The 26,169-nt window shown below is 39.3% G+C and carries 22 protein-coding genes; 20 read left to right on the top strand and 2 right to left on the bottom strand.

The genetic code is table 11. The features are described from left to right. The first annotated feature begins 16 nt into the window (after positions 1-16). The 11 genes from rpoC to BM097_RS07435 all read left to right on the top strand — a co-directional run bounded on the left by rpoC (position 17) and on the right by BM097_RS07435 (position 14,184). Entirely contained in the window at positions 17-3,685 is a 3,669-nt protein-coding gene (rpoC, locus tag BM097_RS07485; RefSeq protein WP_090547596.1) for a DNA-directed RNA polymerase subunit beta', read from the top strand. A gap of 164 nt (positions 3,686-3,849) precedes the next feature. After that, positions 3,850-4,269, top strand: coding sequence for a 30S ribosomal protein S12 (gene rpsL, locus BM097_RS07480; RefSeq protein ID WP_028234583.1), 420 nt, complete (start codon positions 3,850-3,852; stop codon positions 4,267-4,269). Between the two features lie 147 nt (positions 4,270-4,416). Continuing rightward, positions 4,417-4,887 carry a 30S ribosomal protein S7 gene (rpsG, locus tag BM097_RS07475; protein WP_028242927.1) on the top strand — a complete coding sequence of 157 codons (471 nt, stop codon included), beginning with the start codon at positions 4,417-4,419 and terminating at the stop codon, positions 4,885-4,887. Between the two features lie 15 nt (positions 4,888-4,902). Beyond that, complete coding sequence (gene fusA, locus BM097_RS07470; RefSeq protein ID WP_090547593.1) at positions 4,903-7,020, top strand: elongation factor G; 2,118 nt, start codon at positions 4,903-4,905, stop codon at positions 7,018-7,020. Between the two features lie 130 nt (positions 7,021-7,150). Continuing rightward, the gene (tuf, locus tag BM097_RS07465) at positions 7,151-8,338 is read left to right on the top strand and encodes an elongation factor Tu (protein WP_090547590.1); all 1,188 of its coding nucleotides are present in this window, start codon (positions 7,151-7,153) and stop codon (positions 8,336-8,338) included. Between the two features lie 269 nt (positions 8,339-8,607). Next, entirely contained in the window at positions 8,608-9,840 is a 1,233-nt protein-coding gene (locus BM097_RS07460) for a S41 family peptidase (protein WP_090547586.1), read from the top strand. An 84-nt stretch (positions 9,841-9,924) separates the two neighbouring features. Next, the gene (locus BM097_RS07455; RefSeq protein ID WP_090547584.1) at positions 9,925-11,271 is read left to right on the top strand and encodes a hypothetical protein; all 1,347 of its coding nucleotides are present in this window, start codon (positions 9,925-9,927) and stop codon (positions 11,269-11,271) included. 41 nt (positions 11,272-11,312) lie between these two features. Then, entirely contained in the window at positions 11,313-11,687 is a 375-nt protein-coding gene (locus tag BM097_RS07450; RefSeq protein WP_090547582.1) for a VOC family protein, read from the top strand. Between the two features lie 193 nt (positions 11,688-11,880). Continuing rightward, positions 11,881-12,444, top strand: coding sequence for an RNA polymerase sigma factor (locus BM097_RS07445; protein WP_090547579.1), 564 nt, complete (start codon positions 11,881-11,883; stop codon positions 12,442-12,444). After that, on the top strand, positions 12,441-13,445 hold the full coding sequence (locus tag BM097_RS07440) for a DUF4179 domain-containing protein (RefSeq protein ID WP_090547576.1): 1,005 nt from the start codon (positions 12,441-12,443) through the stop codon (positions 13,443-13,445). Before BM097_RS07445 ends, BM097_RS07440 begins: the two co-directional genes overlap by 4 nt. Before the next feature lie 100 nt (positions 13,446-13,545). Then, on the top strand, positions 13,546-14,184 hold the full coding sequence (locus BM097_RS07435) for a lactate utilization protein (protein ID WP_090547574.1): 639 nt from the start codon (positions 13,546-13,548) through the stop codon (positions 14,182-14,184). A gap of 70 nt (positions 14,185-14,254) precedes the next feature. Here BM097_RS07435 and sstT read toward each other — a convergent pair whose 3' ends face one another. Then, on the bottom strand, positions 14,255-15,508 hold the full coding sequence (sstT, locus tag BM097_RS07430) for a serine/threonine transporter SstT (protein ID WP_090547572.1): 1,254 nt from the start codon (positions 15,506-15,508) through the stop codon (positions 14,255-14,257). A gap of 187 nt (positions 15,509-15,695) precedes the next feature. On the opposite strand from sstT, the gene BM097_RS07425 reads away from it, so the two are divergent. From BM097_RS07425 to BM097_RS07390, 9 genes are all read left to right on the top strand, one after another. Further along, a complete protein-coding gene (locus BM097_RS07425; protein ID WP_090547568.1) occupies positions 15,696-16,676 on the top strand; it encodes a calcium/sodium antiporter in 981 nt (326 codons plus the stop codon). Positions 16,677-16,758: 82 nt separating this feature from the next. Continuing rightward, positions 16,759-17,637: a LysR family transcriptional regulator gene (locus BM097_RS07420; protein ID WP_090547566.1), complete on the top strand. Its 879-nt coding sequence runs from the start codon at positions 16,759-16,761 to the stop codon at positions 17,635-17,637. Between the two features lie 144 nt (positions 17,638-17,781). Continuing rightward, on the top strand, positions 17,782-18,726 hold the full coding sequence (locus tag BM097_RS07415; RefSeq protein ID WP_090547563.1) for an NmrA family NAD(P)-binding protein: 945 nt from the start codon (positions 17,782-17,784) through the stop codon (positions 18,724-18,726). Between the two features lie 190 nt (positions 18,727-18,916). Next, entirely contained in the window at positions 18,917-20,911 is a 1,995-nt protein-coding gene (locus tag BM097_RS07410; protein ID WP_090547559.1) for a methyl-accepting chemotaxis protein, read from the top strand. Positions 20,912-20,925: 14 nt separating this feature from the next. Further along, entirely contained in the window at positions 20,926-21,918 is a 993-nt protein-coding gene (locus BM097_RS07405) for a sugar ABC transporter substrate-binding protein (protein WP_090547556.1), read from the top strand. A gap of 160 nt (positions 21,919-22,078) precedes the next feature. Next, positions 22,079-22,186 (top strand): helix-turn-helix domain-containing protein, encoded by a 108-nt coding sequence (locus tag BM097_RS16055; RefSeq protein ID WP_177197402.1) that lies wholly within the window; start codon positions 22,079-22,081, stop codon positions 22,184-22,186. Beyond that, the gene (locus tag BM097_RS07400; RefSeq protein WP_090547550.1) at positions 22,180-22,644 is read left to right on the top strand and encodes a hypothetical protein; all 465 of its coding nucleotides are present in this window, start codon (positions 22,180-22,182) and stop codon (positions 22,642-22,644) included. Before BM097_RS16055 ends, BM097_RS07400 begins: the two co-directional genes overlap by 7 nt. Positions 22,645-22,684: 40 nt before the next feature. Then, positions 22,685-24,049: a class II fumarate hydratase gene (gene fumC, locus BM097_RS07395; RefSeq protein WP_090547544.1), complete on the top strand. Its 1,365-nt coding sequence runs from the start codon at positions 22,685-22,687 to the stop codon at positions 24,047-24,049. Between the two features lie 22 nt (positions 24,050-24,071). Continuing rightward, positions 24,072-25,244: an NAD(P)-dependent malic enzyme gene (locus BM097_RS07390; protein ID WP_090547540.1), complete on the top strand. Its 1,173-nt coding sequence runs from the start codon at positions 24,072-24,074 to the stop codon at positions 25,242-25,244. Between the two features lie 7 nt (positions 25,245-25,251). Here BM097_RS07390 and BM097_RS07385 read toward each other — a convergent pair whose 3' ends face one another. Continuing rightward, the gene (locus BM097_RS07385; protein WP_090547538.1) at positions 25,252-26,094 is read right to left on the bottom strand and encodes an AraC family transcriptional regulator; all 843 of its coding nucleotides are present in this window, start codon (positions 26,092-26,094) and stop codon (positions 25,252-25,254) included. Positions 26,095-26,169 lie beyond the last annotated feature (75 nt).

The raw sequence follows: 26,169 nt of genomic DNA, 5'->3' as shown, positions 1-26,169 counted from the left end.
GGAAGGGAGCTACAAAATGCCAGAGAATAAAGAAGCGACATATCAACCAATAGCATTTGACGCAATACAGATTGGATTGGCTTCACCTGAGAAGATCAGACAGTGGTCTCGTGGCGAGGTAAAGAAGCCTGAGACAATCAATTATCGTACACTGAAGCCTGAAAAGGATGGTCTTTTCTGCGAAAAGATTTTTGGACCTAGCAAGGACTGGGAATGTCACTGCGGAAAGTACAAAAAGATTCGTTATAAGGGTGTAGTTTGTGACCGTTGTGGCGTAGAAATCACAAAGGCAAGCGTTCGTCGTGAGCGTATGGGTCACATTGAACTTGCTGCACCAGTTTCACATATTTGGTATTTCAAGGGAATCCCTTCACGTATGGGACTTATTCTTGATCTTTCACCAAAGACATTAGAGAAGGTTCTCTACTTTGCATCATACATTGTGCTTGATGCAGGTGAGACAGCTCTTATGTACAAGCAGGTTCTTACAGAAGCTGAATACCAGGAAGCTAGAGAGCAGTATGGTAACGGCTTCAGAGTAGGAATGGGTGCTGAAGCTATTCAGGAGCTCCTCAAGGATATCGATCTTGATGAGGAAGCAACTAGACTTCAGATTGAATTAGATAACGCTACAGGTCAGAAGCGTTCACGTATCATTAAGAGACTCGAGGTTGTTGAAGCATTCCGTGAGTCAGGAAACAGACCTGAGTGGATGATTATGACAGTTATTCCTGTTATTCCACCAGATCTTCGTCCTATGGTACAGCTTGATGGTGGCCGTTTTGCCACATCTGACCTTAACGACTTATACCGTCGTATTATCAACAGAAATAACCGTCTTCGTAGATTATTAGAGCTTGGTGCTCCTGATATCATCGTACGTAACGAAAAGCGTATGCTTCAGGAAGCTGTTGATGCTCTTATCGATAATGGTCGAAGAGGACGTCCAGTTACAGGTCCTGGTAACAGACCACTTAAGTCACTTTCAGACATGCTTAAGGGTAAGTCTGGTCGATTCAGACAGAACCTTCTTGGTAAGCGTGTTGACTACTCAGGTCGTTCAGTTATCGTCGTTGGACCAGAACTTAAGATTTACCAGTGTGGTCTTCCAAAGGAGATGGCTCTCGAGCTCTTCAAGCCTTTTGTTATGAAGGAGCTTGTTGGCAACGGAATGGCACACAACATTAAGTACGCTAAGAAGATGGTAGAGAAGTTTGAGCCAGAGGTTTGGGACATCCTTGAAGATGTCATTAAAGAGCATCCAGTTATGCTTAACCGTGCTCCTACACTTCATAGACTTGGTATTCAGGCTTTCGAGCCTATCCTTGTAGAAGGTAGAGCTATCAAGCTTCATCCACTTGTATGTACAGCCTTCAACGCCGATTTCGATGGTGACCAGATGGCTGTTCACCTCCCACTTACTCAGGAGGCTCAGGCTGAGTGTAGATTTATGCTTCTCTCACCTAACAACTTACTTAAGCCTTCAGACGGTGGTCCTGTAGCCGTTCCTTCACAGGATATGGTACTTGGTATTTACTACCTTACACAGGAGCGTGGTACTACAGTTGGCGATACTAGAGAAGAGCCAGGCGAGGGTAAGGTATTCAAGAACCTTAACGAAGCAATCCTTGCATACGAGAACAAGGCTCTTACAATGCATGCTCGTATCACAGTTCGTGTTTCTAAGACACATGCTGATGGTACTGTAGTTACAGGCGATGTTTCATCAACACTTGGTAGACTTCTCTTTAACGAGATCATTCCACAGGATTTAGGTTACGTAGATCGTACAAAGCCTGAGAACGATCTTGTTCCAGAAGTAGACTTCCATGTTGGTAAGAAGCAGTTAAAGCAGATTCTTGAAAAAGTTATTAATACACACGGAGCTACAAAGACAGCAGAAGTTCTTGATGATATCAAGGCAATGGGTTACCACTACTCAACAATTGCTGCCATGACAGTTTCAATTTCAGATATGACAGTTCCACCTCAGAAGCCAGAGCTTATTGCACAGGCAGAAGAGACAGTTGATAAGATTACTCGTCAGTACAAGCGTGGTCTTATCACAGAGGAAGAGCGTTACCGTGAAGTTGTAGATACATGGAAGGAAACTGATGATCAGCTTACTAGAGACCTTCTTGATGGTCTTGATAAGTACAACAACATCTTCATGATGGCTGATTCAGGTGCCCGTGGTTCTGAAAAGCAGATTAAACAGCTTGCAGGTATGCGTGGTTTGATGGCTGATACAACAGGTAAGACTATCGAGCTTCCTATTAAGTCAAACTTCCGTGAAGGTCTTGACGTACTTGAGTACTTCATGTCAGCTCATGGTGCTCGTAAGGGTCTTTCAGATACAGCGCTTCGTACAGCCGATTCAGGATACTTGACACGTCGAATGGTTGACGTTGCTCAGGAACTTATCATCCGTGAGTCAGACTGTGTTGCTGGAACAGATAGAGAAATCCCTGGTATGTGGGTATACGCATTCATGGATGGTCGTGAAGAGATTGAGTCTCTTAAGGACCGTATCACAGGTAGATTCTCTTGCTACTCAATCTACGATGCTAATGGCGAAATGATTGTTAAGGCTAATCACATGATTACACCTAAGCGTGCAGCTGCAATCATCGAGCGTGGTGTAGATGAGAAGGGACAGCCAATCAAGAAGGTTAAGATTAGAAACGTACTTAACTGTCGTTCACACGTTGGTGTTTGTGCTAAGTGTTATGGTGCTAACATGGCTTCTGGTCGTGCCGTACAGGTCGGTGAAGCAATCGGTATCATCGCTGCACAGTCAATCGGTGAGCCAGGTACACAGCTTACTATGAGAACTTTCCATACTGGTGGTGTCGCTGGTAACGATATTACACAGGGTCTTCCTCGTGTCGAGGAGCTTTTCGAGGCTAGAAAGCCTAAGGGACTTGCTATCATCACAGAGATTGCTGGTACAGTTTCTATTGAAGAAGACTCTAAGACAAAGAAGAGAGAGGTTGTTGTTACAAACTCTGCTACAGGTGATGTTGAGAAGTACCTCATCCCTTATGGTTCACGTATCAAGGTTCTTTCAGGACAGGAGCTTGAGGCTGGTGATGAGCTTACAGAAGGTTCTGTAAACCCACATGATATCCTTGCAATCAAGGGTAAGTCAGCAGTTCAGGATTACTTAATCCGTGAAGTTCAGCGTGTTTACCGTTTACAGGGTGTTGATATCAACGATAAGCATATTGAAGTACTTTGCCGTCAGATGTTAAAGCGTATCCGTGTCGATGAAGCAGGTGATACAGGATTTATGCCAGGTTCACTTGTAGATTGGCTTGATTTTGAAGATGCAAACGAAAAGATGGAAGCAGAAGGTAAGGAGCTTGCTACTGGTACACAGGAACTTCTTGGTATCACAAAGGCAGCACTTGCTACTAACTCATTCCTTTCAGCAGCTTCATTCCAGGAGACAACAAAGGTTCTTACTGATGCAGCTATCAAGGGTAAGATTGATCCACTTAACGGTCTTAAAGAGAACGTTATCATCGGTCGCTTAATCCCTGCTGGTACAGGTATGAAGAGATATTCTAACATCCCACTTTCAACTGACAATCAGTTGGCAGAGGCTCAGGCAGCTCTCGAAGCACTTGAGAATGAAGGTTCAGAAGCAGATTCAGCAGATGAATTAGTAGATGTAGAATAATATATTTATAAATATTGAATGGCCTTGGCGTTATACCAAGGCCATTTTTTTCACATTTTTTATCTTGACAGAATGATTTTAAGGAAATATAATGTTCTAGCATGCGCTAATAGGATAACTATACACATTTGCATGCGAAGAAATAAATTAGGAGGTAAAAAAGAATGCCAACATTCAACCAGCTAGTTAGAAAAGGTCGTCAGACATCTGTTAAGAAGTCTACAGCACCAGCACTTCAGAGAGGTTATAACTCTCTTAAGAAGAAGCCTACTAACACTTCTTCTCCACAGAAGCGTGGTGTATGTACAGCTGTTAAGACAGCTACACCTAAGAAGCCTAACTCAGCTCTTCGTAAGATTGCCAGAGTTCGTCTTTCAAACGGAATCGAAGTAACTTCATACATTCCAGGCGAAGGCCACAATCTTCAGGAGCATAGCGTTGTTTTGATTCGTGGTGGTCGTGTTAAGGATTTACCAGGTACACGTTACCATGTAATCAGAGGTACACTTGATACAGCCGGCGTTGCTAACCGCAAGCAGGGACGTTCAAAGTACGGCGCTAAGAGACCTAAGGACGCTAAATAAAATAGCGTAAGGGCTTAAAAATTTATTGTATATCACAAAATTTGGTTAATGTTGTTATTTTTTCTCTATAGAATTAATAATGCATGAACACAAGAAATTTGTGAGTACCGTTGATCTAACAAAAATTTAGTTAAGGAGGGAAGTATCGTGCCAAGAAAAGGACATACTCAAAAGAGAGACGTATTGGCAGATCCTATATACAATAGCAAGGTAGTTACAAAGCTTATCAACAACATTATGCTTGATGGTAAGAAGGGTGTAGCTCAGAAGATTGTATATGGTGCATTTGACAAAGTCGCAGAAAAGACTGGAAAGCCTGCACTTGAGGTTTTCGAAGAAGCTATGAACAACGTTATGCCTGTACTTGAGGTAAAGGCTAGACGTATCGGTGGTGCTACATATCAGGTACCTATCGAAGTTAGACCAGATCGTCGTCAGGCCCTTGGCCTTAGATGGCTCACAATGTTCTCACGTACACGTACAGAGAAGACAATGGAAGAGCGTCTTGCTAACGAGATCATGGATGCAGCTGGTAACACAGGTTCAGCTGTAAAGAGAAAAGAAGAGATGCATAGAATGGCAGAAGCTAATAAGGCATTTGCTCATTACAGATTCTAATAGGAGGGACAAACAGTGGCAGGAAGAGAATATCCACTTGAGCGTACCAGAAATATTGGTATCATGGCTCATATCGATGCCGGAAAGACTACACTTACAGAGCGTATTCTTTATTATACTGGTGTAAACTACAAGATCGGTGATACTCACGAAGGAACTGCAACCATGGACTGGATGGAGCAGGAAGCTGAGAGAGGTATCACAATCACTTCAGCTGCTACAACATGTCACTGGACTGAGCAGGAAAACTGCAAGCCTAAGAAGGGTGCTCTTGAGCACCGTATCAACATTATTGATACACCAGGCCACGTAGATTTCACTGTTGAGGTTGAGCGTTCCCTTCGTGTACTTGATGGCGCCGTTGGTGTCTTCTGTGCAAAGGGTGGCGTTGAGCCACAGTCAGAGAATGTTTGGAGACAGGCTGACACATATAACGTACCAAGAATGGCATTCATCAATAAGATGGATATCCTTGGTGCAAACTTCTACGGAGCTGTTGATCAGATCCGTGATAGATTAAAGAAGAACGCTATCGTTCTTCAGCTTCCAATCGGTAAGGAAGATGATTTCAAGGGAATCATCGATCTTTTCGAGATGAAGGCATACATCTATAACGATGATAAGGGCGATGATATTTCTATCACAGACATCCCAGCTGATATGGCAGAGGATGCTGAGCTTTATCACACAGAACTCGTTGAGAAGATCTGTGAGTTAGATGATGATCTTATGATGGCTTACCTTGAGGGCGAAGAGCCTTCTATGGCTGAGTTAAAGGCTGTACTTCGTAAGGCTACTTGCGAATGTAAGGCTATCCCAGTATGCTGTGGTTCTGCATATAGAAACAAGGGTGTTCAGAAGCTTCTTGATGCTATCCTTGAGTATATGCCAGCTCCTACAGACGTACCAGCTATTCAGGGTGTAGACCTTGATGGCAACGAAATTGTTAAGCATTCATCTGATGATGAGCCATTCGCAGCTCTTGCATTCAAGATTATGGCTGATCCATTCGTTGGAAAGCTCGCATTTATCCGTGTATACTCAGGTACATTGAACTCAGGTTCATACTGCCTCAACGCTACAAAGGATAAGAAGGAGCGTGTAGGTCGTATTCTTCAGATGCACGCTAACAAGCGTACAGAGTTAGACAAGGTTTACTCTGGTGATATCGCAGCTGTTGTAGGTCTTAAGTTTACAACAACTGGTGATACAATCTGCGATGAGCAGCATCCAGTAATCCTTGAGTCTATGGAATTCCCAGAGCCAGTTATCGAGCTTGCTATCGAGCCTAAGACTAAGGCTGGACAGCAGAAGATGGGCGAAGCTCTTGCTAAGCTTGCTGAAGAGGATCCAACATTCCGTCAGCATACTGATCCGGAGACAGGCCAGACAATCATTGCTGGTATGGGTGAGCTTCACCTTGAGATCATTGTTGATCGTCTTCTTAGAGAGTTCAAGGTTGAGGCTAACGTTGGTGCACCTCAGGTTGCATATAAAGAGACATTTACAAAGGCAGTTGATCAGGAATACAAGTATGCTAAGCAGTCTGGTGGTCGTGGTCAGTACGGTCATTGTAAGGTTAGATTTACTCCAATGGATGCTAACGCTGAAGAGACATTCAGATTTAAGTCTTCAGTAGTTGGTGGTGCTATTCCTAAGGAATACATCCCATCTGTTGGTGAGGGTATCGAGGAAGCAGCTAAGGCTGGTATCCTTTGCGGATTCCCTGTACTTGGTATTGAAGCAGATGTTTATGATGGTTCATACCATGAAGTCGATTCATCAGAAATGGCATTCCACATTGCTGGTTCAATGTGTTTCAAGGAAGCTATGGCTAAGGCAGCTCCAGTTCTTCTTGAGCCTATCATGAAGGTTGAAGTTACTATGCCTGAGGAATACATGGGTGATGTAATCGGTTCTCTTAACGCTAAGCGTGGTCAGATCCAGTCTATGGATGACCTTGGCGGCGGTAAGATCGTTAGAGCACTTGTTCCACTTGCAGAGATGTTCGGTTACTCTACAGAGCTTCGTTCATCAACACAGGGACGTGGTAACTACTCAATGTTCTTCGAGAAGTATGAGCCAGTTCCAAAGAACGTTCAGGAACAGATCATTTCTAACCACTCTAAGTAATAGCCTATTGGTTATGAAATAAATGAAAATAGTTGAAAAACCTCAGTACTTTCGATATAATCGAAAGTACTGAGAGTTTAGAACTAACTATGCCCATTTTGGGGCACTAATTTAAGGAGGATTTTTAAAAATGGCAAAAGAGCATTTTGACAGAAGCAAACCACATTGTAACATTGGTACTATCGGACACGTAGATCACGGTAAAACAACTCTTACAGCAGCTATCACAAAGGTACTTGCTGAGCGTGTTGCTGGTAACGCAAAGGTAGATTTCGAGAACATCGATAAGGCTCCAGAAGAGCGTGAAAGAGGTATCACAATTTCTACAGCTCACGTTGAGTATCAGACAGAGAAGAGACATTACGCACACGTTGACTGCCCAGGCCATGCTGATTATGTAAAGAACATGATCACTGGTGCTGCTCAGATGGATGGCGCTATCCTTGTAGTAGCTGCAACTGACGGTGTTATGGCTCAGACAAAGGAGCACATCCTTCTTTCTCGTCAGGTAGGTGTACCTTACATCGTTGTATTCCTTAACAAGTGTGATATGGTTGACGATGAGGAGCTTATCGAGCTCGTAGAGATGGAAGTTACAGAGCAGCTTGAAGAGTACGACTTCAATGATTGCCCAATCATTAAGGGTTCAGCTCTTAAGGCTCTTGAAGATCCAAACGGCGAGTGGGGCGACAAGATCATGGAACTTATGTCTACAGTAGACGAGTACATCCCAGATCCACAGCGTGAGACAGATAAGCCATTCCTTATGCCAGTAGAGGACGTATTCACAATCACAGGTCGTGGTACTGTTGCTACAGGTAGAGTAGAGCGTGGTGTTCTTCACCTTAACGACGAACTTGAAATCATCGGTATCAAGGAAGATACACAGAAGACTGTTGTAACTGGTATCGAGATGTTCCGTAAGCTTCTTGACGAGGCACAGGCTGGTGATAACATCGGTGCACTTCTTCGTGGTGTTAACCGTGATCAGATCCAGCGTGGACAGGTACTTGCTAAGCCAGGTACTGTAACATGCCACACAAAGTTTACAGCTCAGGTTTACGTTCTTACAAAGGATGAAGGTGGTCGTCATACTCCATTCTTCAACAACTATCGTCCACAGTTCTACTTCAGAACAACAGACGTTACAGGTGTTTGCGAGCTTCCAGCAGGTACAGAGATGTGCATGCCTGGCGATAACGTAGAGATGACAATCGAGCTCATCCACCCAATCGCTATGGAGCAGGGTCTTACATTCGCTATCCGTGAGGGTGGTAGAACAGTAGGTTCTGGTCGTGTTGCTACAATCATCGAATAATTTCGAGCGAACAGCCCAACCCAAATTATAAAATTATGCCCTTCGAGGATTTCCTCGGAGGGCTTTTTTATACCCCAAAAATGTGTGGCAAAATAAAACGAGAATATTATTACGTAAAATACTGATATAAATAGTCGAATATGATAAAATTCGAATAATTGAAGAAATTACAAGCACAGGGGCTATATTTATTATAAATACAAGCAAATTAGATGATAGTACTTATGAAAAAATATTAGATTTAATTTACTTTGGGAATTGGGGAGTTAATGTTCAAAAATAGGCATAATAATGAGAATGGAAGAGTATTATGGGAAATATTTTATTTTAAATATAAAGTCCTAAGTGTATGTGTAGCAATAATAACACTTTCAGTTTTCCTAACATCATGTATTGAAAGAACAAATAAATACGTAGAAGACTATGAATATGTATGGAATTTATTAGAATCAAACTATCCATATTATAGATGTATAGAAAACGAAGGCGTAGATATTGAGGATGTAAAAGAAAGATATAGAGACGAAGTTATTAATATTGAAGATGAAGAAAGCTTTGCAGAAGTACTCTCAAGAATGTTTGATGAGCTTGGTGGATTAGCTCATTTATCAGTTGTAGACAACAATACTTACATAGGGTATTGGTCTGTACTTAACAGAGGTGGATTTGGAAATGAAAGGATTGATACTGCTTTCAGGAAGAGGTTAACCAGTAAAAAATTGGCGCCAAGGTATAGTTTGCAGAATAACAAGGAACTTGATGTTAATAGGGAAGACATGTATCCACAAGTGGAAATACAGTACATAGAAGATATCAACACCTTGTTTCTTAAAATTCCGTCTTTTTCCCAAGATTTAATAGATAGAGATAAGGATGTACTGGTAAAAGCATTTGCTGATTACCACAAAACAGAAAATGTTATTTTTGATATTTCAGGTAACTCTGGTGGAAGTGATAAATATTGGATTGAAAATCTAGTTGAACCTTTTGGTGGAAGTTACGAACAAAAATCAATCTTATATTTCAAGGAATCTGATATAACAGAAGATTATTTAGGAAATGATATGCTTAGTGATATAGCATCATTAGAAAATTTTCCTAAATGTGTGCTTGAGCTTAATTTAGATAAGTATATGGATAATAGCCTGTCTGTTAGTGGAGAAACAAAAATAAAATCAAACTGTAAGGATATAAAGAAATGGGTGTTAATTTCAGGAAATACATATTCTTCGGTAGATAGCTTTGTCCAGTTTTGCAAAGATACAAATTGGGCTTGTTTAGTTGGTGATAGTACAGGAGGAGCAGGGGGCGGAATGACGCCAATACTTGAATTATTGCCAAATTCAGGATTACTGGTTAGATTTGCCATTGATGTAGTTATTGATGATGATAAGCTTAACGCAGTAGAAGGAACTAGTCCTAATATACAGTGCATAAAAAATGAAACTCCATTAGATAAATGTATTGAACAAATAAGGCAAGATAGCCAAGTTGGACTCTAGAAGCAATTTGGGCGCTTAGATGTTTATGGAATTGAAAATTAAGGAAAAACTTTTTACAAATGAAATCATAAAGGAGATACAAACTTGCGTAGAAAATACATAATCATAATCCCTCTTATACTTTTAGTGTGCATTGCTGGAGTACTTATATTTTTAAAATCAAGAATAACATTTTACGAGGACTCATACAAAAGAAATTATACCTACTCGGGAGTATTCGACACTATTACAGTAGACTACAATGGTTGTAAATATAATTTCGAAAGCAACATAGTTGAAGAAAAGGAAGCAAAAAAATTAGTAAAAGATTTTGACGAATCACGCAAGCAGATTATACGTTCATCAGATAAGGTGACTCAAGAAAAATTAAACATTTATGTGGTGGCTGATGACAGAATAGTAGGACCAGTTGTAGAGGATGATGCTCTGTTTCTATCGAAGAAATATCTCGATGAATATGATTATAGATATTGGATTGTTCATCTGATGCTGAAAAAAGGCCAATGCAAAGAGACCTTTGAAGAATATAAGAATATTTTCAATGTGGAAACTGCTGATCAACCAGTGATTTTTTCGACTACAGGATTTAGTGAAGAACAACTGGAAACTGCAGAGGAAACCGAACTGTTCATAGATGGTGATAATAATTGTATATTTAAAACTGATGGGTCTGAATTTATTATAAATAGTAATCTAATAGATGATAGTACCTATGAAAAAGTAATAGATCTAATTCAAGTCGAAGCTATCACAAAAGAAAATCTGAAAAAGCTTTTAAAAGATATAAATATTGACCAGTCTATGTATGGTGGAAATGTTGATGATATTACCTATCATATAGAAAATAAAGGTGGAAGAAGTTATACAAGCATAGATTCAGACGGGAAAATAGATATCACATTAAATGATTTGACTGTACGAAAGCTAGAACATGAATTGATGCATGGCTTTTTTGTAGATTATACTGATTTAAATAAGTATTGGATTGAAGAAGGCTTTTGTGAATATGTAGCTTATATTTTATACCCGGACAATAAATTGGTTGAGGGTATAAGTAAAATGTCGGTTGATGATTCATATGAAGATGGTGATTTTAAGCGTTACCTACAATCTAAAAATTACAATGATAATGATATAGTAAGACTGTATTTTGACTATGTTGTAAATCGTCTGTATCAAGGTAAAGATGTTTCGGATTATCCTAAGTTAAAGGAAAAGGTGGCAACAAACTTTGGACCAAACGAGCAATCAAAATATTATGGTTTAGAACTATCATACACAGAAGCCATGAGTTTTACCGCTTATTTGATAGATTTGAAGGGTCTTGATGGCTTATTTGATTTCATGTCTTCTGATAAGTCTTATGAAGAATTTTTCGGAAAGTCCTATGTGGAATTGGAAAATAGCAGAAAACAGAGCGTAAGTGAGTAGATAAAAAGATTAAGTATACTTGTAGATGAGGAAAATATATCATGAAGCTTAGAAACATACTTATAGTTGTAAAAGATATAGAAAAATCAAAGAAGTTTTATCATGACCTATTTGGATTAGATATGCTGTTAGACAATGATGGCAATATGATTCTCACAGAGGGGCTTGTTTTACAGGACGAGGCTATTTGGAAGAAATTCCTTGGTAAAGATGTCAAATACCAGAATAATGCCACTGAGCTATACTTCGAGGAACGAAACATAGAAGAATTTGCAGAAAAGCTTGAGAGACTTTATCCTGATATTAAGTATGTAAACAGATTGATGACCCACTCTTGGGGACAAAAGGTTATACGTTTCTATGATTTGGATGGAAATCTCATCGAAGTTGGAACTCCAATGAGCGATAAAATATAAGATTGAAAGGCTTCCGAGAAATCCTCGGGAGCCTTTTCGATTTTGAGGTAGAGTGATGTTCCTAGTAAAATAGGTAATAGTTTGGTAAGGTTTCTATTGTAAAAAAATAAGGGAATCTTTGTAATATCCAAGTATGTTTTACGGCTATATAAGTGTAAAGCGCTTGCAAATACTTGGATAAAGGGGGACATATATGAAAGACGATGAAATTATTGAGTTATATTTCAAAAGAAATGAACGAGCTATTCAAGAAACGGACTTTAAATATGGAAATTATTTAGAGTCTATAGCTGATAATATTCTCAATAATAAATTAGATACTGAGGAATGTTTAAACGATACATATCTAAAAACATGGGATAGAATACCACCTACTAGGCCAAGAGTTCTGAAAGCTTTTCTAGCAAAAATTACGAGAGAATTGGCTTTTGATAGATATAGAGCTGCTCGAAGTAAGAAGCGTGGAAGTGGCACAATGAATGAGGTTCTAGATGAATTAGAAGAATGTATCCCTGCTTTAAATAGCGTTGAAAGCTCAATTATAGGTAAAGAACTGGAGACGATTATTGCTGATTTTGTAAGGGGACTTCCAGAAAAAGAGGCATATATCTTTCTAAGTAGATATTTTTATGTAGAAGATATATCAGCTATTTCCATGAAATATGGAATTTCAAAAAACAATGTTTCTGTAATTCTTAGCAGATTAAGATCAAAGCTTCAGACACGTTTGGTAAAGGAGGGGTATTTGGTATCATGAACAAGGAAAATCTGTTTTTAGCATTTAATGGTGTGGATGATGATTTAATCACTCAGTGCGCTGGATACCAGGCTAGTAGCAAAGTGGTAAGACTACATAAAAGACTTTCGGTGGCAGCTTGCGTATGTATGATTCTTTTAACTGCGATAACGGCGACAGCTGCGATTCATCATTTTTGGGGTAAGGGACTAAGCAGCTATTTTAATGCTTCTGATGCACAGCAACAGGAACTTACAGAACAGGGACAAGCAATTGTATTCTCTGAAAAAGATGATTATTCAAATTATGCTATTACTGACAAAGGAATAACACTTACGCCAGTGGCAATAATAGCTGATGATAATAAGATAAATCTTGCAATACAATTTTCTGGAGTAGAGATAGAAGAGGGCTGTGAGCCAAATATAAATATTGACGATATTCATATCGAAGGTTTCGACGGTGATACACTAGGAATCGGTATGGGATTTAAAGATGATGAAATCATGCTATCAGTAGATGGCACAGATTCAATTGATTCTGGAATTTCATTAACTGGTAAAACAATACATGTAGAATTAAGCGATTTTAGTATTGTAAATAGTGACTTTTCGGAGAATACTATAGGCGGTAAGTGGACCTTTGATCTACCAATTCCTGAAGTGAGCAACGCTGTTGTAATCGATTTAAATAAATCTCTTCCAGAATTCGAATGTGAAGCAGCATCAATTAAGTTTAGTCCAATTTCAGCAGAGATTAGATACAACCTCACTGATGAAGTAAAAGAAAAATGGTTTGATATTCCATTAGGTAAAGAAGGAGTACCATATATTACAAGCATGACTTTTAATGATGGAACAGTTATAAATTGTAAAGATTGCGATCATCTACATGATATTGATGGAATAAATAACAGTGCAATATATTCCGTTGAGTTTAATAATGTAATCAATCCAAACGCTGTCAAAGCAATTGAGATTGAGGATATAAATGGAAATAAGGCTACAATTGAATTGAAATAGGTATTTTAATATGTACCCCTTTTACTGGACAAATCCAGCGAAAGGGGTTTTTTTATAATCTAAGATTGGCTATTATATTAGGGAAAGGAGAAGGATTATTATGAATGAAAATATTATAAAGCGTAACCAACTGCTGGCACAGAAGGTTATTAAGGGACTTGAGTCAAGAAATATGAAAGGCTATTATGCTGCTGATAAGGAAGAGGCGCTTAAGATAGCACTTGAATTAATTCCAGAAAATACGTCTGTCACTATGGGTGGCGCTATGTCTGCTAGAGAGATTGGATTGGTCGATGCAATTAAAAATGGAAAATATCATTTTATTGAAAGAGAAGGGGCATCTACTGACGAAGAAAAGCGTAAGGCAACACTTGAAGGTTATGATGCTGATTATTTCTTAGCTAGTGCCAATGCGATGACTGAAGATGGAGTAATAGTAAATATAGATGGGAATTCCAACAGAGTTTCAATGATTGCACATGGACCAAAGCATGTTCTTTTCATTGTAGGAATGAATAAGATTTGTGATGATGTGGATGGAGCTATGAAGCGAGCAAGAAATGTGGCAGCACCGATTAATGCTCAGCGATTTGGGCTAAATACACCTTGCGCAAAAACTGGTTCATGCATGAATTGTAAGTCTCCTGACACTATTTGCTGCCAGTTTTTAATTACACGCTATTCTCGCCACACTGATAGAATTCATGTAATTTTGGTTAATGATAATTTGGGATTTTAGATGAAACTCCATTATATAGATGTATTGAACAAATGAGGCGAGCCGAGGCTCGCCTTATTTATGTACAAAATTAAATATCAACCTTTGTTGTTCCGCCAAGAAATGTTGGAAGAGACTTTCCATCGCGCTTCCACTGAGAATATTCTGCAGTAGCGGCAAACATAACATCACCTGATGAATTAAGCGCTGTCTCAACTGAATCTTGAACAACACCAATGATGAAACCGACGGCAACAACTTGCATGGCAACATCTGCGTTAACACCAAATAATGAGCATGCCATTGGAATAAGAAGTAGAGAACCACCAGCAACACCTGATGCACCACATGCAGCTAATGTTGCAATAAATGCAAGGATAAGAGCTGTGGCGAATGAAACATGAATTCCAACAGTATTTGCAGCAGCAAGTGACATAACAGCAATTGTAATAGCTGCGCCATCCATATTGATTGTTGCTCCAAGAGGAATTGAAACAGCATACATTTCCCTATCCATGCCAAGAGCTTCGCAAAGTTCCATATTTACAGGAATATTTGCAGCAGAGCTACGTGTAAAGAATGCAGTAACACCAGATTCTTTAAGGCATCTAAATACTAGTGGATAAGGGTTTGTGCGAAGTACGATAGCGGCAAGTAGTGGATCAACTACTAAGGCAACTACAAGCATGCAACCTACCAAAAGAGCTAAAAGCTTTCCATAATCTGTGAAAATGGCAAGACCATTTGTTGAAACATTTGAATAAACAAGACCCATGATACCAAATGGAGCAAGATTAATTATCCATTTAACAGCAAGAGAAACAATGTTAGCAAAGTCTTCCATTAATTTTTTTGTGTTGTCGCTAGCAATTTTTTTAGATGCGAGGCCAAGGACAACGGCCCAGAATAGAATGCCAATGTATCGACCGTCCACAATAGCACCAATTGGATTGCCAACCATGTTTACAAGAAGATTTGAAAGTACTTCTCCCACGCCAGTGGGAACTGTATCAGCTTCAGCAGCTTCACTAAGCATGATGGTTTGTGGGAAAATATAGCTTCCAACAACAGCCACTACTGATGCTAAAAAGGTGCTTGCCATGTAAAGAAGGATAACAAGTCCGAATCTTCTATCCAGCTTATCATTTCCTTGAGCTAGCGCTGAAACAACCAGGACGAATACAAGTACTGGAGCTATAGCCTTCAACGCTCCTACAAAAATTGTACCTAAAAGTGTAATAACCTGAAGATTATTGAATAGTAGGCCCAAAACAGCACCAATCAATAATCCGCATAAAATCCTAATAATAAGGCTTACGCTATTGTACGCTTTAACAAGTTTCATATAAGAACTCCCTAGTATTTTATTTACCTTACAGCAAGGTATTTATTAAGAGAAAGTTTAACACTTTAAAACACTAAAGTAAAGAAGCAACGGAAAAATACTATTTAAAAATATAAAACGAAAATTTTAGATGAATTTTACCTGCATGAAGTAAAAATACATAAAACAAAAAAGGAGGAAGCTACAAATGATATTCAACATTTTTCTGCTAATGCTTGGATTTATTGCACTTGTAAAGGGCGCAGATTGGTTTGTACTAGGGAGTTCGGATGTAGCTAAGAATCTAAAAGTGCCCTCATTAATCATCGGACTTACAATAGTGGCCTTTGGAACAAGTGCCCCAGAGCTTGCAGTTAGCTTAACTGCAGCCATAGAAGGTGCAAATGAAATATCAGTTAGTAATGTGGTAGGCTCGAATATATTTAACATATTAATTGTGCTTGGTGTATGTGCCATAATTAAGCCGCTTACCGTAGATAATAAAATACTAAAGCGAGACATGCCAATATCCATAATAATCACTGTATTTACATTAATCGCTTGCATTAATTATTCCGTGCTTAACAAAATAGATCTGCAGGCGCTTAACGTCAATGAAAATGTTGGTATGGTTTATAGATGGGTAGGAATAGCGCTTTTAATTGGATTTGTGGCGTACCTGTATTTACTAATTAGGGTTGCACGAAATAGCGGGGCAGATGATGATAATACAGACAGCGTGTCTATGCTAAAATGTATCGTTCTCATAATTATAGGGTTAGCACTTGTAATTGGTGGAGGAAAGCTTGTAGTCGATAATGCAAAAGAATTGGCAAGAATGGCAGGGATGACAGAAACGCTTATAGGTGTAACAATAGTTGCAGCAGGAACATCCCTTCCGGAATTAGTCACATCAATTGTAGCAGCAAGAAAAGGGGAAACAGGGCTTGCCATAGGAAATGTAGTCGGTTCTAACATATTTAATCTGTTATTCATACTGGGTATCTCAGGGGCGATTAGTCCAATGGGCGTAAATTTAGCAACCATAATAGATTTTATTATACTGATAGTATGCACCATCATAACATACATATATTCAAGAACTTCACAGAAAATCGTTAGATGGGAAGGCGCGATCATGGTGATGCTGTACGTTGTTTACGTTGGATATGCTATATTGAGGCACTAAGAAGTCCTAAAGCACGCATACACACTGATTTTATGTTAAAATCAAAAAAGAAGTAAGTGTGGTTGCAAAAGAGGATAACGATATGCACATTGAGAAACTAAAATGCTATATAGATTTATATGAATGTCGAAACTTCACAGAGACTGCAAAGAAGAATTTTATTTCTCAGGCTGCCTTGAGTCAGTTTATAAGCTCCCTGGAGAAGCAGTTTGGACTGCAGTTTTTTGATAGAAATGTTACGCCCATTCAGCCAACATCGGCGGGGACTACATTCTATGAGGAAAGCAAAATCCTTTATCAGCAGTATCTTATAGCAGTAGAGAGGATGGCTCGTGAAAAAGAAGATACCATGCCACCCCTTAGAATTGCATATTCTTCCCCTGTAGATATACAGACACTAATTACAATCATTCCATCCTTTAAGGAGAAATATCCGGATGTAGAGCTGCAGCTTAACAAGATTAATCTAGGTGAGGCAGCAGATTATATTAATAAGAGCTTATGTGATATTGTAGTTTCTTTTTCTACAGAATTTATCGAAGAGGAAAGCATCAAATACAAAATCTTAAGAGAAGGCGAATATTTAGCGATTGTTGGAAAAGGCCATGATTTATTTGATAAAGATTCAATTGCAATCAAGGAGCTTTACCAATATCCTCTTATAATGCTTAGCAAAGCTGTAATCGGCAGCATGTACGACAAAATGGTAGAGCGCGCCAGAAAAGAAGGGTATGAGCCGATTATAGAAAAGACTGTAGACAATGTGGAGACAGAAATGTTTTCCATTATTACCGAAGGCTTCATAGGCTTTTGTCCAGAGAGTCAAAACCTGGCAGAATATGGGGATGACATCAGATTAATAAAATTAGAAGACAGCCCACACAGATATATTGTGGCTGCAGGATATTCAAAATCAAACACGAATATAACCTTGAAAAAGTTCCTACAATTTATTTCCTGAAATTTATAGATTTTACGCAAACCTGTTAGCATAAGTTTTAGTTATAACCTATTGTTTTTTTGAATTGGACGTTTGATAAAAATTTAACTATCATACAAATATAGTTAAATAATTAACAGATTGGCTACGCCAAAAGGAGGAAACATGGGAAAATTATTATTAACAGGTGTTGACGGAAACTTAGGTTCTGAGGCAGCAAGAGTACTTTTAACTCTTGCAAACAAGGAAGACCTTATTTTTGTAGGATATAGCAAGGAAGCTCTTGATAAATTTGCAGCACAGGGTGTTGAGACACGTCAGGCAAACTTCAACGAATACGAAGGTTTGGAAGAAGCTTTCGCAGGAGCAGAAAGATTAGCACTTATCTCTATGCCATTCGTAGGAGCAAAGAGACAGAACGCTCAGAAGAACGTTGTTGATGCTGCAAAGGCTGCTGGCGTTAAGCAGATTATTTACACATCACTTGTAAATGCTGGTGATGAGACAAACCCTTCAGTAGAAAAGAAGGATCACATCTACACAGAAAACTACATCAAGGAAGTTGGTCTTGATTATATCTTCCTTCGCAACTCACAGTATGCAGAGGCTATGATTACAAACTACTTCACATACGTTAAGGGCGATGGCGTTTTAAAGAACAGCCAGGGCGATGGAAAGATGGCTTACATCTCTAGAAAGGATTGCGCAAAGGCAGTTGCTTACGCTCTTTACAGAGGTGCTGAGTACGACCACGCTACACTTGATATCAACGGACCAGAGCTTATGACAATCACAGAGTTCATCGAGATTGGAAATAAGGCTACAGGAAATCACGTTACATACAAGGAGCTCACAGACGAGGAAAATTACCAGGTATTCGATGCTATGGGAGTTCCAAGAACAACTGATGGTGAATTCAAGAAGGGTTCAGAGGCTCCATTCTCATCTGATGGTATGGTTACATTTGCTCAGGCTATCCGCGAGGGCAAGATGGATGTATTCACAGATGATTTCAAGAAGCTTACAGGTTCTGACCCAATGACAGTTCAGTACATGTTTGAGCACAGCGACGACTTCCAGATTGGTGAGCGTCACTCAAAGGATGCATAAATTTTATATTTGAATTATTTATTTGCCCTTCGAGGATTTCCTCGGAGGGCTTTTTTATATAAAAATGAAGTTTTGTATTTTTGTAAAAAAATAATCATAAAATAACAAACAATTTTTAAAAATATCAGAAAAAACACATAAAAACCACAGTGTATATAGTACAATAAGATAAGTAGGGAAGGAGGACACAATGGCAAGGGTGGAAAAAACTAAACGAAGAGGATCGATTAAATTTAATCTTCTGATTATCATCATTCCGATAGTTGCATTTATGATGATAGCATTAGTAGCAATTTCATATCAAATTTCATCGAAAAGTTTAAGAAAAGAAGCAGAAGAGCTATTGAAAACTTCTATCAGAAGCCAAAAGAACGATATTGAAGCATGGATGAAAGATAATCTGGATTCCTTCAAAATCGTAAAAAATACAATAGAAAGCTCAAATGTAGATGAGGAGTCTCTAAAAGCAGTTTTAGACGGATCAGTTGGGTTCAATAGTACATTTGCAGATGGATTTTATATTGGAACAAGTGATGGAAGACTCATTACTGGTGCAGGCTCTACAAAATCAGAGAGTAATGTTTTGACATCAAACTGGTACCAGGAAGGTTCAACCAGAATAAACATGGCCTACGGTGAACCATACGAAAATAGCAATGGGCAAAAAGTAATAAGTGCTACAGGTATGCTTCGAAATGTTGATGAGGGTATAAGTGTTATTGGAGCAGACGTAACACTAGATAGAATAAGCGTTATTGTAAACTCCAATGTTGAAATGGAGAATGCGGAAACATTCCTTGTACAATCCACAACAGGAACAATTATAAGTAATAGAGATTCAACAAAGGTTGGAACAAATATATCCGATTATAGTTCAGACAAATTCTACAAGGGTGTTGCGGAAGCCATAAGCGCATCTGATTTGTACACAAAAGAGATAAATGGAAACATGACAGCATTTTGCGAGGTTAATGGAACGGATTGGATACTGGTTTCCTTTGTACCATCAAATATAATCTTACGTGATGTAAAAACATTAGGTACCATACTAGCTATACTTGCAATAGCAGGAACATTGCTGTTGATAGTATTAATTGAAAGAACAGTACATTTCTTGATTAAGCCTGTAAACACATTGTCAGGAGTAATCAATACTATGACAGATGGTGATTTCACAATGGAGGTTGAAGTTAAGGGAAATAATGAAATAACTTCAATGTCAGAGGGAATCAGAGATTTTGCTGGAACAATGCAGGACCTGATAAGCAAGATTGGAAATATTGCTGTGAATTTGAATAATCAGGCTGATGAAAGTAATGTTGTATCAAGAGAAATGTATGATGCTTCAAAGTTACAAGAAACATCAATGCAGGGATTAAATGAAACTGTTGATGGATTGGCAAGCTCTATTAATGAAATCGCTAATAGCGCAACAACATTGGCAATGGTTGTAACAGATACCAGAACAAATGGAGAAAGCGTAAGTGAGCAGATGTCTGAAACGGTTACTGTTGCAAATAAGGGCCAGAAGGACATGGAAAAAGTAAGCGATGCAATGGGCAATATTATTTCATCCATTAATGAGCTTCAGCAGGCAATTAATGATGTAGGCGTTGCCTCAAATGAGATTACAGAAATTGTTAAGCTGATTGGTAGCATTGCTGAGGAAACAAACTTACTATCATTGAATGCATCAATTGAAGCGGCAAGAGCTGGTGAAACAGGAAAAGGCTTTGCTGTTGTTGCCAATGAGATTGGTAAGCTTGCGCAGACAAGTACAAATTCTGTACAGCAGATAACAGAGCTTGTTTATGGAATAGACAATTTAGTAAAAGATGCTGAAAAGAAAGCAGAAGAAAGTGTTAAGAGCATTGATGAGAGTAGTGAGTATATCAACAATGCTGTAGATACCTTCTCATTAATCTACCAGAATATACAGCAGACGAATGAAATGGTAGCAGATATGATTGAAAAGGTAGGTGAAGTAGATGCAGTTGCAACAGATGTAGCGGCAATTTCAGAAGAGCAGGCAGCAAGTGCAGATATTATCTTATCAACGTCAGAGGAAATAGTTAAACAGTCAGCTAAACTGACAAATAACAGTGAGAAGGTAGCTAAGGAATCTGAAATGTTAGCATCAACTTCAGTGGAATTAGACAGGCAAGTACATCAGTTTAAGATTTAAAGGAGTTAATCGAGATGAGAAAGAAAATACTATCTATAATTTTATTAGTAACATTGTCTATCTCTGGTTGCGGATTATCTTCTTCAAAAGGATCTTCATCAACAACAACTGGTAATGGTGTAAAGATATTGTTCACATATTCACAGGAAGAGGGAAACGCATTCAGAGACACATTAGCAGAAGGTGCTCAGGAATATGCATCAAGTGTTGGGGCAGTTGCAGACTGTGTATATCCAGAGAATTCCTTGGAAACGCAGATTGAGCAAATAAAGACGGCTAAGAGTCAAGGATATAGCGCAATAATGTGCATACCTGAGGATGCATCAACAGCTAGACAGCTAGAAGCTGCAGCAGGGGATTTACCAATTATATTCTGCAATAATTCACCAGATGCTTCCACACTAAAGGAAGATAAATATATTTATTGTGCATCGGATGAAGGGGTAGCAGGAAAGCTTCAGGCTGAATTTATATTAAACATGTTCTCGTCAAAAGATGAAATTAATGTAGTACTATTAAAAGGGCTTGATGGACACGCGGCTACAGTGGGAAGAACAAAAACATTAAAGGAAGACTTAAAGGCAAGTGGAAAAAAGATAAATTATGTTTTCGAGGATTTTGCAGATTTTGACACCAATACAGCTAGAGAAGATGTTAATTTTTTAATAAGCAAAGGAAAAAAATTCGATTTAATAGTGTGTAATAATGATGCAATGGCTAGAGGCGCTATACAGGCATGTCAGGATAATAACATCAATCTAAAGGATATGCCAATATTAGGTGTAGATGCCACACAGGATGGTTGCCAAGCGATTTTGGACGGTGAAATGGTATTTACCGTTTACCAGCCAGCTGCTCCACAAGGTGCCGAGGCCGCGAAAGCAGCAATAGAATTAGCAAAGGGTGGAACGATTAGCAATTTTGAATCGCTTTCAAGTGATAAATTGCATCTTTGGGTTCCATTCGAAAGCGTAGACGCATCAAATGCCAAGAACTACCTAAATTAAACGACGATTAATGCTAAAGGTCCTCCGAGGATTACCTCGGAGGGCTTTTTTTTATGGTGAAGATTGGCTATGATATAAGGAAATAAGCGTTTCTCATTTTGTGTCCTGTCCCTAAAAGCACAATAATGATAGACTCCAAAGAAAAAAAGGGAGAAATAAAATGGACCAAATTAAAATTGGAAAGTTTCTTAGGGAGCTTAGAAAAGAAAAGGGAATAACCCAGGAAAAGCTAGGAGAGATTTTAGGGGTAGCACAGCTAACATGGTAGAAGCAACTTATGTTTCAAAGCTTCCTTCCAATTTAGTTGGGACTACTGGGTATACAATTTTGGAGGCGACATATTCTAAAGAGGATTATGAGCAGGAGCTTGAACGACTTTCAAATATATCTCTTACCATAGAAAATGGTCGTGTAGATAGCGATGAAAAGATAACTCAGAATATCATGTACGATGAAAGCATGTATGCCTATCCAGCCTACATTGCAGCAGATGGTAATTGTGGCACCTACGAATATGCTCTTTTGGATGAAAGTGAGTGCAAGATTATTTATGCACTTGTTAAATACATTTCTGAAATAGATATCGAAGAAATAAATGCAATGGGGAATTATCTTAAGGCGGATACTGCTGAGTATGAAGAAGCAGGTATTGAGACCTGGAAGAAGTTTTCAATTTATTCATATCAATTTCCAGGAACTAAGGAATTGAGTGGATATGGAGAATAGATTTTTTATGTAGTTAAGTGGCATGAATAAAGGGGGAACTATGGGATTTAGAATTGAGCATGATTCAATGGGAGAAATCAAAGTAGCTGATGAGCATTTGTGGGGAGCGCAGACACAGCGTTCCCTGGAAAATTTTGCTATAGGAACGGAAACTATTCCTATGGAAGTGATTAATGCTTTTGTGGTGTTAAAATCAGCAGCGGCCACAGCAAATGCCAAGCTTGGAAAGCTTGATGATGAGAAGGCTACTGCAATAGCAGATGCTTGCCAAGCTATCCTAAATGGAAAGTACAATGAAGAATTTCCGCTAAAGGTGTGGCAGACAGGCTCAGGAACTCAGTCTAATATGAACGTGAATGAGGTCATCGCCCATATCGTAAAGGCGAATCATTCTGACATTGACATTCATCCTAATGATCACGTCAATATGTCTCAGTCATCTAACGATACATTTCCAACGGCTATGAATATGGCTGCAGTGATAATGATTCATGAGAAGCTCATACCAGCTATAGATGGATTAATCGAGACCATGAAGCGCCTTGAGAATGAAAACTATGATGTTATAAAAATCGGACGCACCCATCTGCAGGATGCTGTGCCACTGCGTTTCAGCCAGGAAATTTCGGGCTGGAGGGGAATGCTAGAGGAGTCAAGAGCGCAGATTATCGAAGCATCAAATCACTTGCGGAAAATTGCAATCGGTGGCACAGCGGTAGGAACAGGGCTTAACTGTCCCGAAGGATTTGATAAGATGTGTTGCGAAGAAATTTCAAGACTCACAAAACAAACCTTTGAGCCAAGCGATAATAAATTTCATGCCCTCACATCAAAGGATGGATATGTGTACACAAGTGGCGCCCTGAAAGGTCTGGCAGCAAATCTTATGAAGATTGCAAATGATATCAGATGGCTGGCAAATGGGCCACGTTGCGGATTAGGAGAAATCACCATCCCAGAAAATGAGCCAGGCAGTTCAATAATGCCAGGCAAGGTTAACCCTACTCAGTGCGAGGCTATCACCATGATAGCCATTCAGGTGATGGGAAATGATACCACCATAGGCATTGGCGCATCCCAGGGTAATTTCCAGCTTAATGTGTTCATGCCAGTTTTAGCCTACAATATGATTCAGTCTATCAGACTGCTTGCAGATGGCATCAATTCCTTCAATAAGAATTGCGTATCAGGAATCAAGGCAAAACGAGATAAGATGGAAAGCAATCTGAACAATTCCCTCATGCTGGTTACCTGCCTTAGCCCTGTTATAGGCTATGAGAATGCAGCAGCCTGTGCCCACAAGGCATACGTGGAGGACAAGACATTAAAAGAGGCAGTTCTTGAGCTGGGATTTTTGTCTGAGAAGGAGTATGATGAGACAGTAAGACCAGAGAAGATGGTTTAACACATAGAAAAGGAGAATAATCATGGCAGATGTATCAAAGGAATCACTGAAACTTCATTATGATTTAAAGGGAAAGCTAGAGATTAAATCAAGAGCCAAGGTAGATAGCTCAGAAGCTTTAGCTCTTGCATATACACCAGGTGTTGCAGAGGCCTGCAAGGAGATTCACAAGGATCCCGAAAAGGGCTGGGAGCTGACACGTCGCTGGAACACAGTAGCTGTTGTTACTGATGGAACAGCCATACTGGGACTTGGAGATATTGGCCCAGAGGCGGGAATGCCTGTAATGGAAGGCAAGTGCGTTCTGTTCAAGGAATTTGGAGATGTAGATGCCATTCCACTTTGCATTCGTTCCAAGGATGTAGATGAAATTGTAAATACCATATCACTTCTAGCCGGTTCCTTCGGAGGAATTAACCTAGAGGATATTGCAGCACCACGCTGCTTTGAAATAGAAAAGAAGCTTAAGGAAAAGTGCGATATCTTAGTATTCCATGACGACCAGCATGGAACAGCTGTAGTTGTTGCAGCAGCCCTAATCAACGCTATTAAGGTAACTGGCAAGAAGATGGGAGAAGTGAAAATCGTAATAAACGGAGCAGGTGCAGCAGGCTGTGCTATTGGAAAGCTCCTTGTTACAATGGGCTTTGGAAATGTTGTGCTTTGCGATATCAATGGAATCATCTGCGAGGGTGATGAAGGCTTGAACTCTGGTCAGGAGGAAATGTCTCACATTACAAATAACAACCATGAGCACGGAAATTTAGCAGATGCTATGAAGGGCGCAGATGTATTTATCGGTGTGTCTCGCGCAGGATTAGTATCGAAGGAAATGGTTGCCAGCATGAACAACGGAATCGTTTTTGCTATGGCAAACCCAGTGCCTGAGATTATGCCAGAGGACAGCAAGGCTGCAGGTGCAGCTGTAGTAGGCTCGGGCCGTTCAGACTTCCCAAATCAGATTAACAATGTATTAGTATTCCCTGGAATTTTCCGTGGAGCGCTAGATGTTAGGGCAACAGATATCAACGATGCCATGAAAGAGGCTGCAGCTTATGCAATCGCAGGGCTTGTTTCAGACGAGGAGCTTAGCCCAGAATATGTTATTCCAAAGGCATTCGACCCAAGAGTAAAGGATGCCGTAGCAAACGCTACAGCTGAAGCAGCAAGACGCACAGGAGTGGCTAGAATATAAAAGACATTTATCTATACAGCTTTCGATAATCCCTAGGCGAGTACCCAGTTATTTTATGAAAGGCGTTATTGAAGGCTGTAGTGGATTGGAAGCCTGCAAGAAAGGCACAGTCCGTAATAGATATGGATTTATCCATCAAAAGCTTTGCGGCAGCTTGCACCCTGATATTTGAAAGATAAGCAGGAAAGGACATGTTCATGTATCTTTTAAAAAGCTTAGACAGATAAAAGGTGCTAAGGCCCACATGGTCGGCAACATCCTTTTGGCTGATATCATCGGCAGAATTTTCGATGATATATGTGCAAGCAGCCTTTATGTAATTCCAACTAGTGTCTGGAGTTTCATCGCTATAATTGTAATTGATGGTTGAAAGAACATGCTCGCTAATCTTAATAAGGATATTGTAAATACATAGCTTACATTTGGTTTCCGCAAGGGGATCAGAGGAGCTGTGTATTTTTTTTATTTCCATAATGGAGTCAGAAATATATCTGGTAACTTCGGGATATTTTTTAGCAGAGATATACTTGCAGTTGTACAAGAAACGGGAAATAGATACCAAATCCAGGTTGTTTTCAATGATAACTGCAGAAAACTGGGTAAACATCGCCCCGTCTGCAGGAATAGAAATAGTCTCGTGGATTTGCTGAGGCCATGCTAAAAGCACATCACCTGCATTTAATTCAAACACTTCATCATTTATTCTGTAGACACAGCCATCCTTAAGGGTAACGGTAAATTCAGCTGCATTGTGCCAGTGGGCGTGGTAAGTGCCTGGGGCTGAAACATCTGTTACGCTGACAGATGAAACGGTATCAAATTTGATAAATTCTTTTCCAAAATTCTCCATAAAAGTATGATAACAAAAATCGGGCAAAACTCAACAAATATGAAATTCTATTTGCAAATGGCAGGGCGTAAAATG

Origin of the sequence: Pseudobutyrivibrio sp. OR37, from assembly GCF_900113655.1 — a bacterium.
Classification (GTDB): Bacteria; Bacillota; Clostridia; order Lachnospirales; family Lachnospiraceae; genus Pseudobutyrivibrio.
This window is presented reverse-complemented; position numbering and strand designations above follow the sequence as displayed.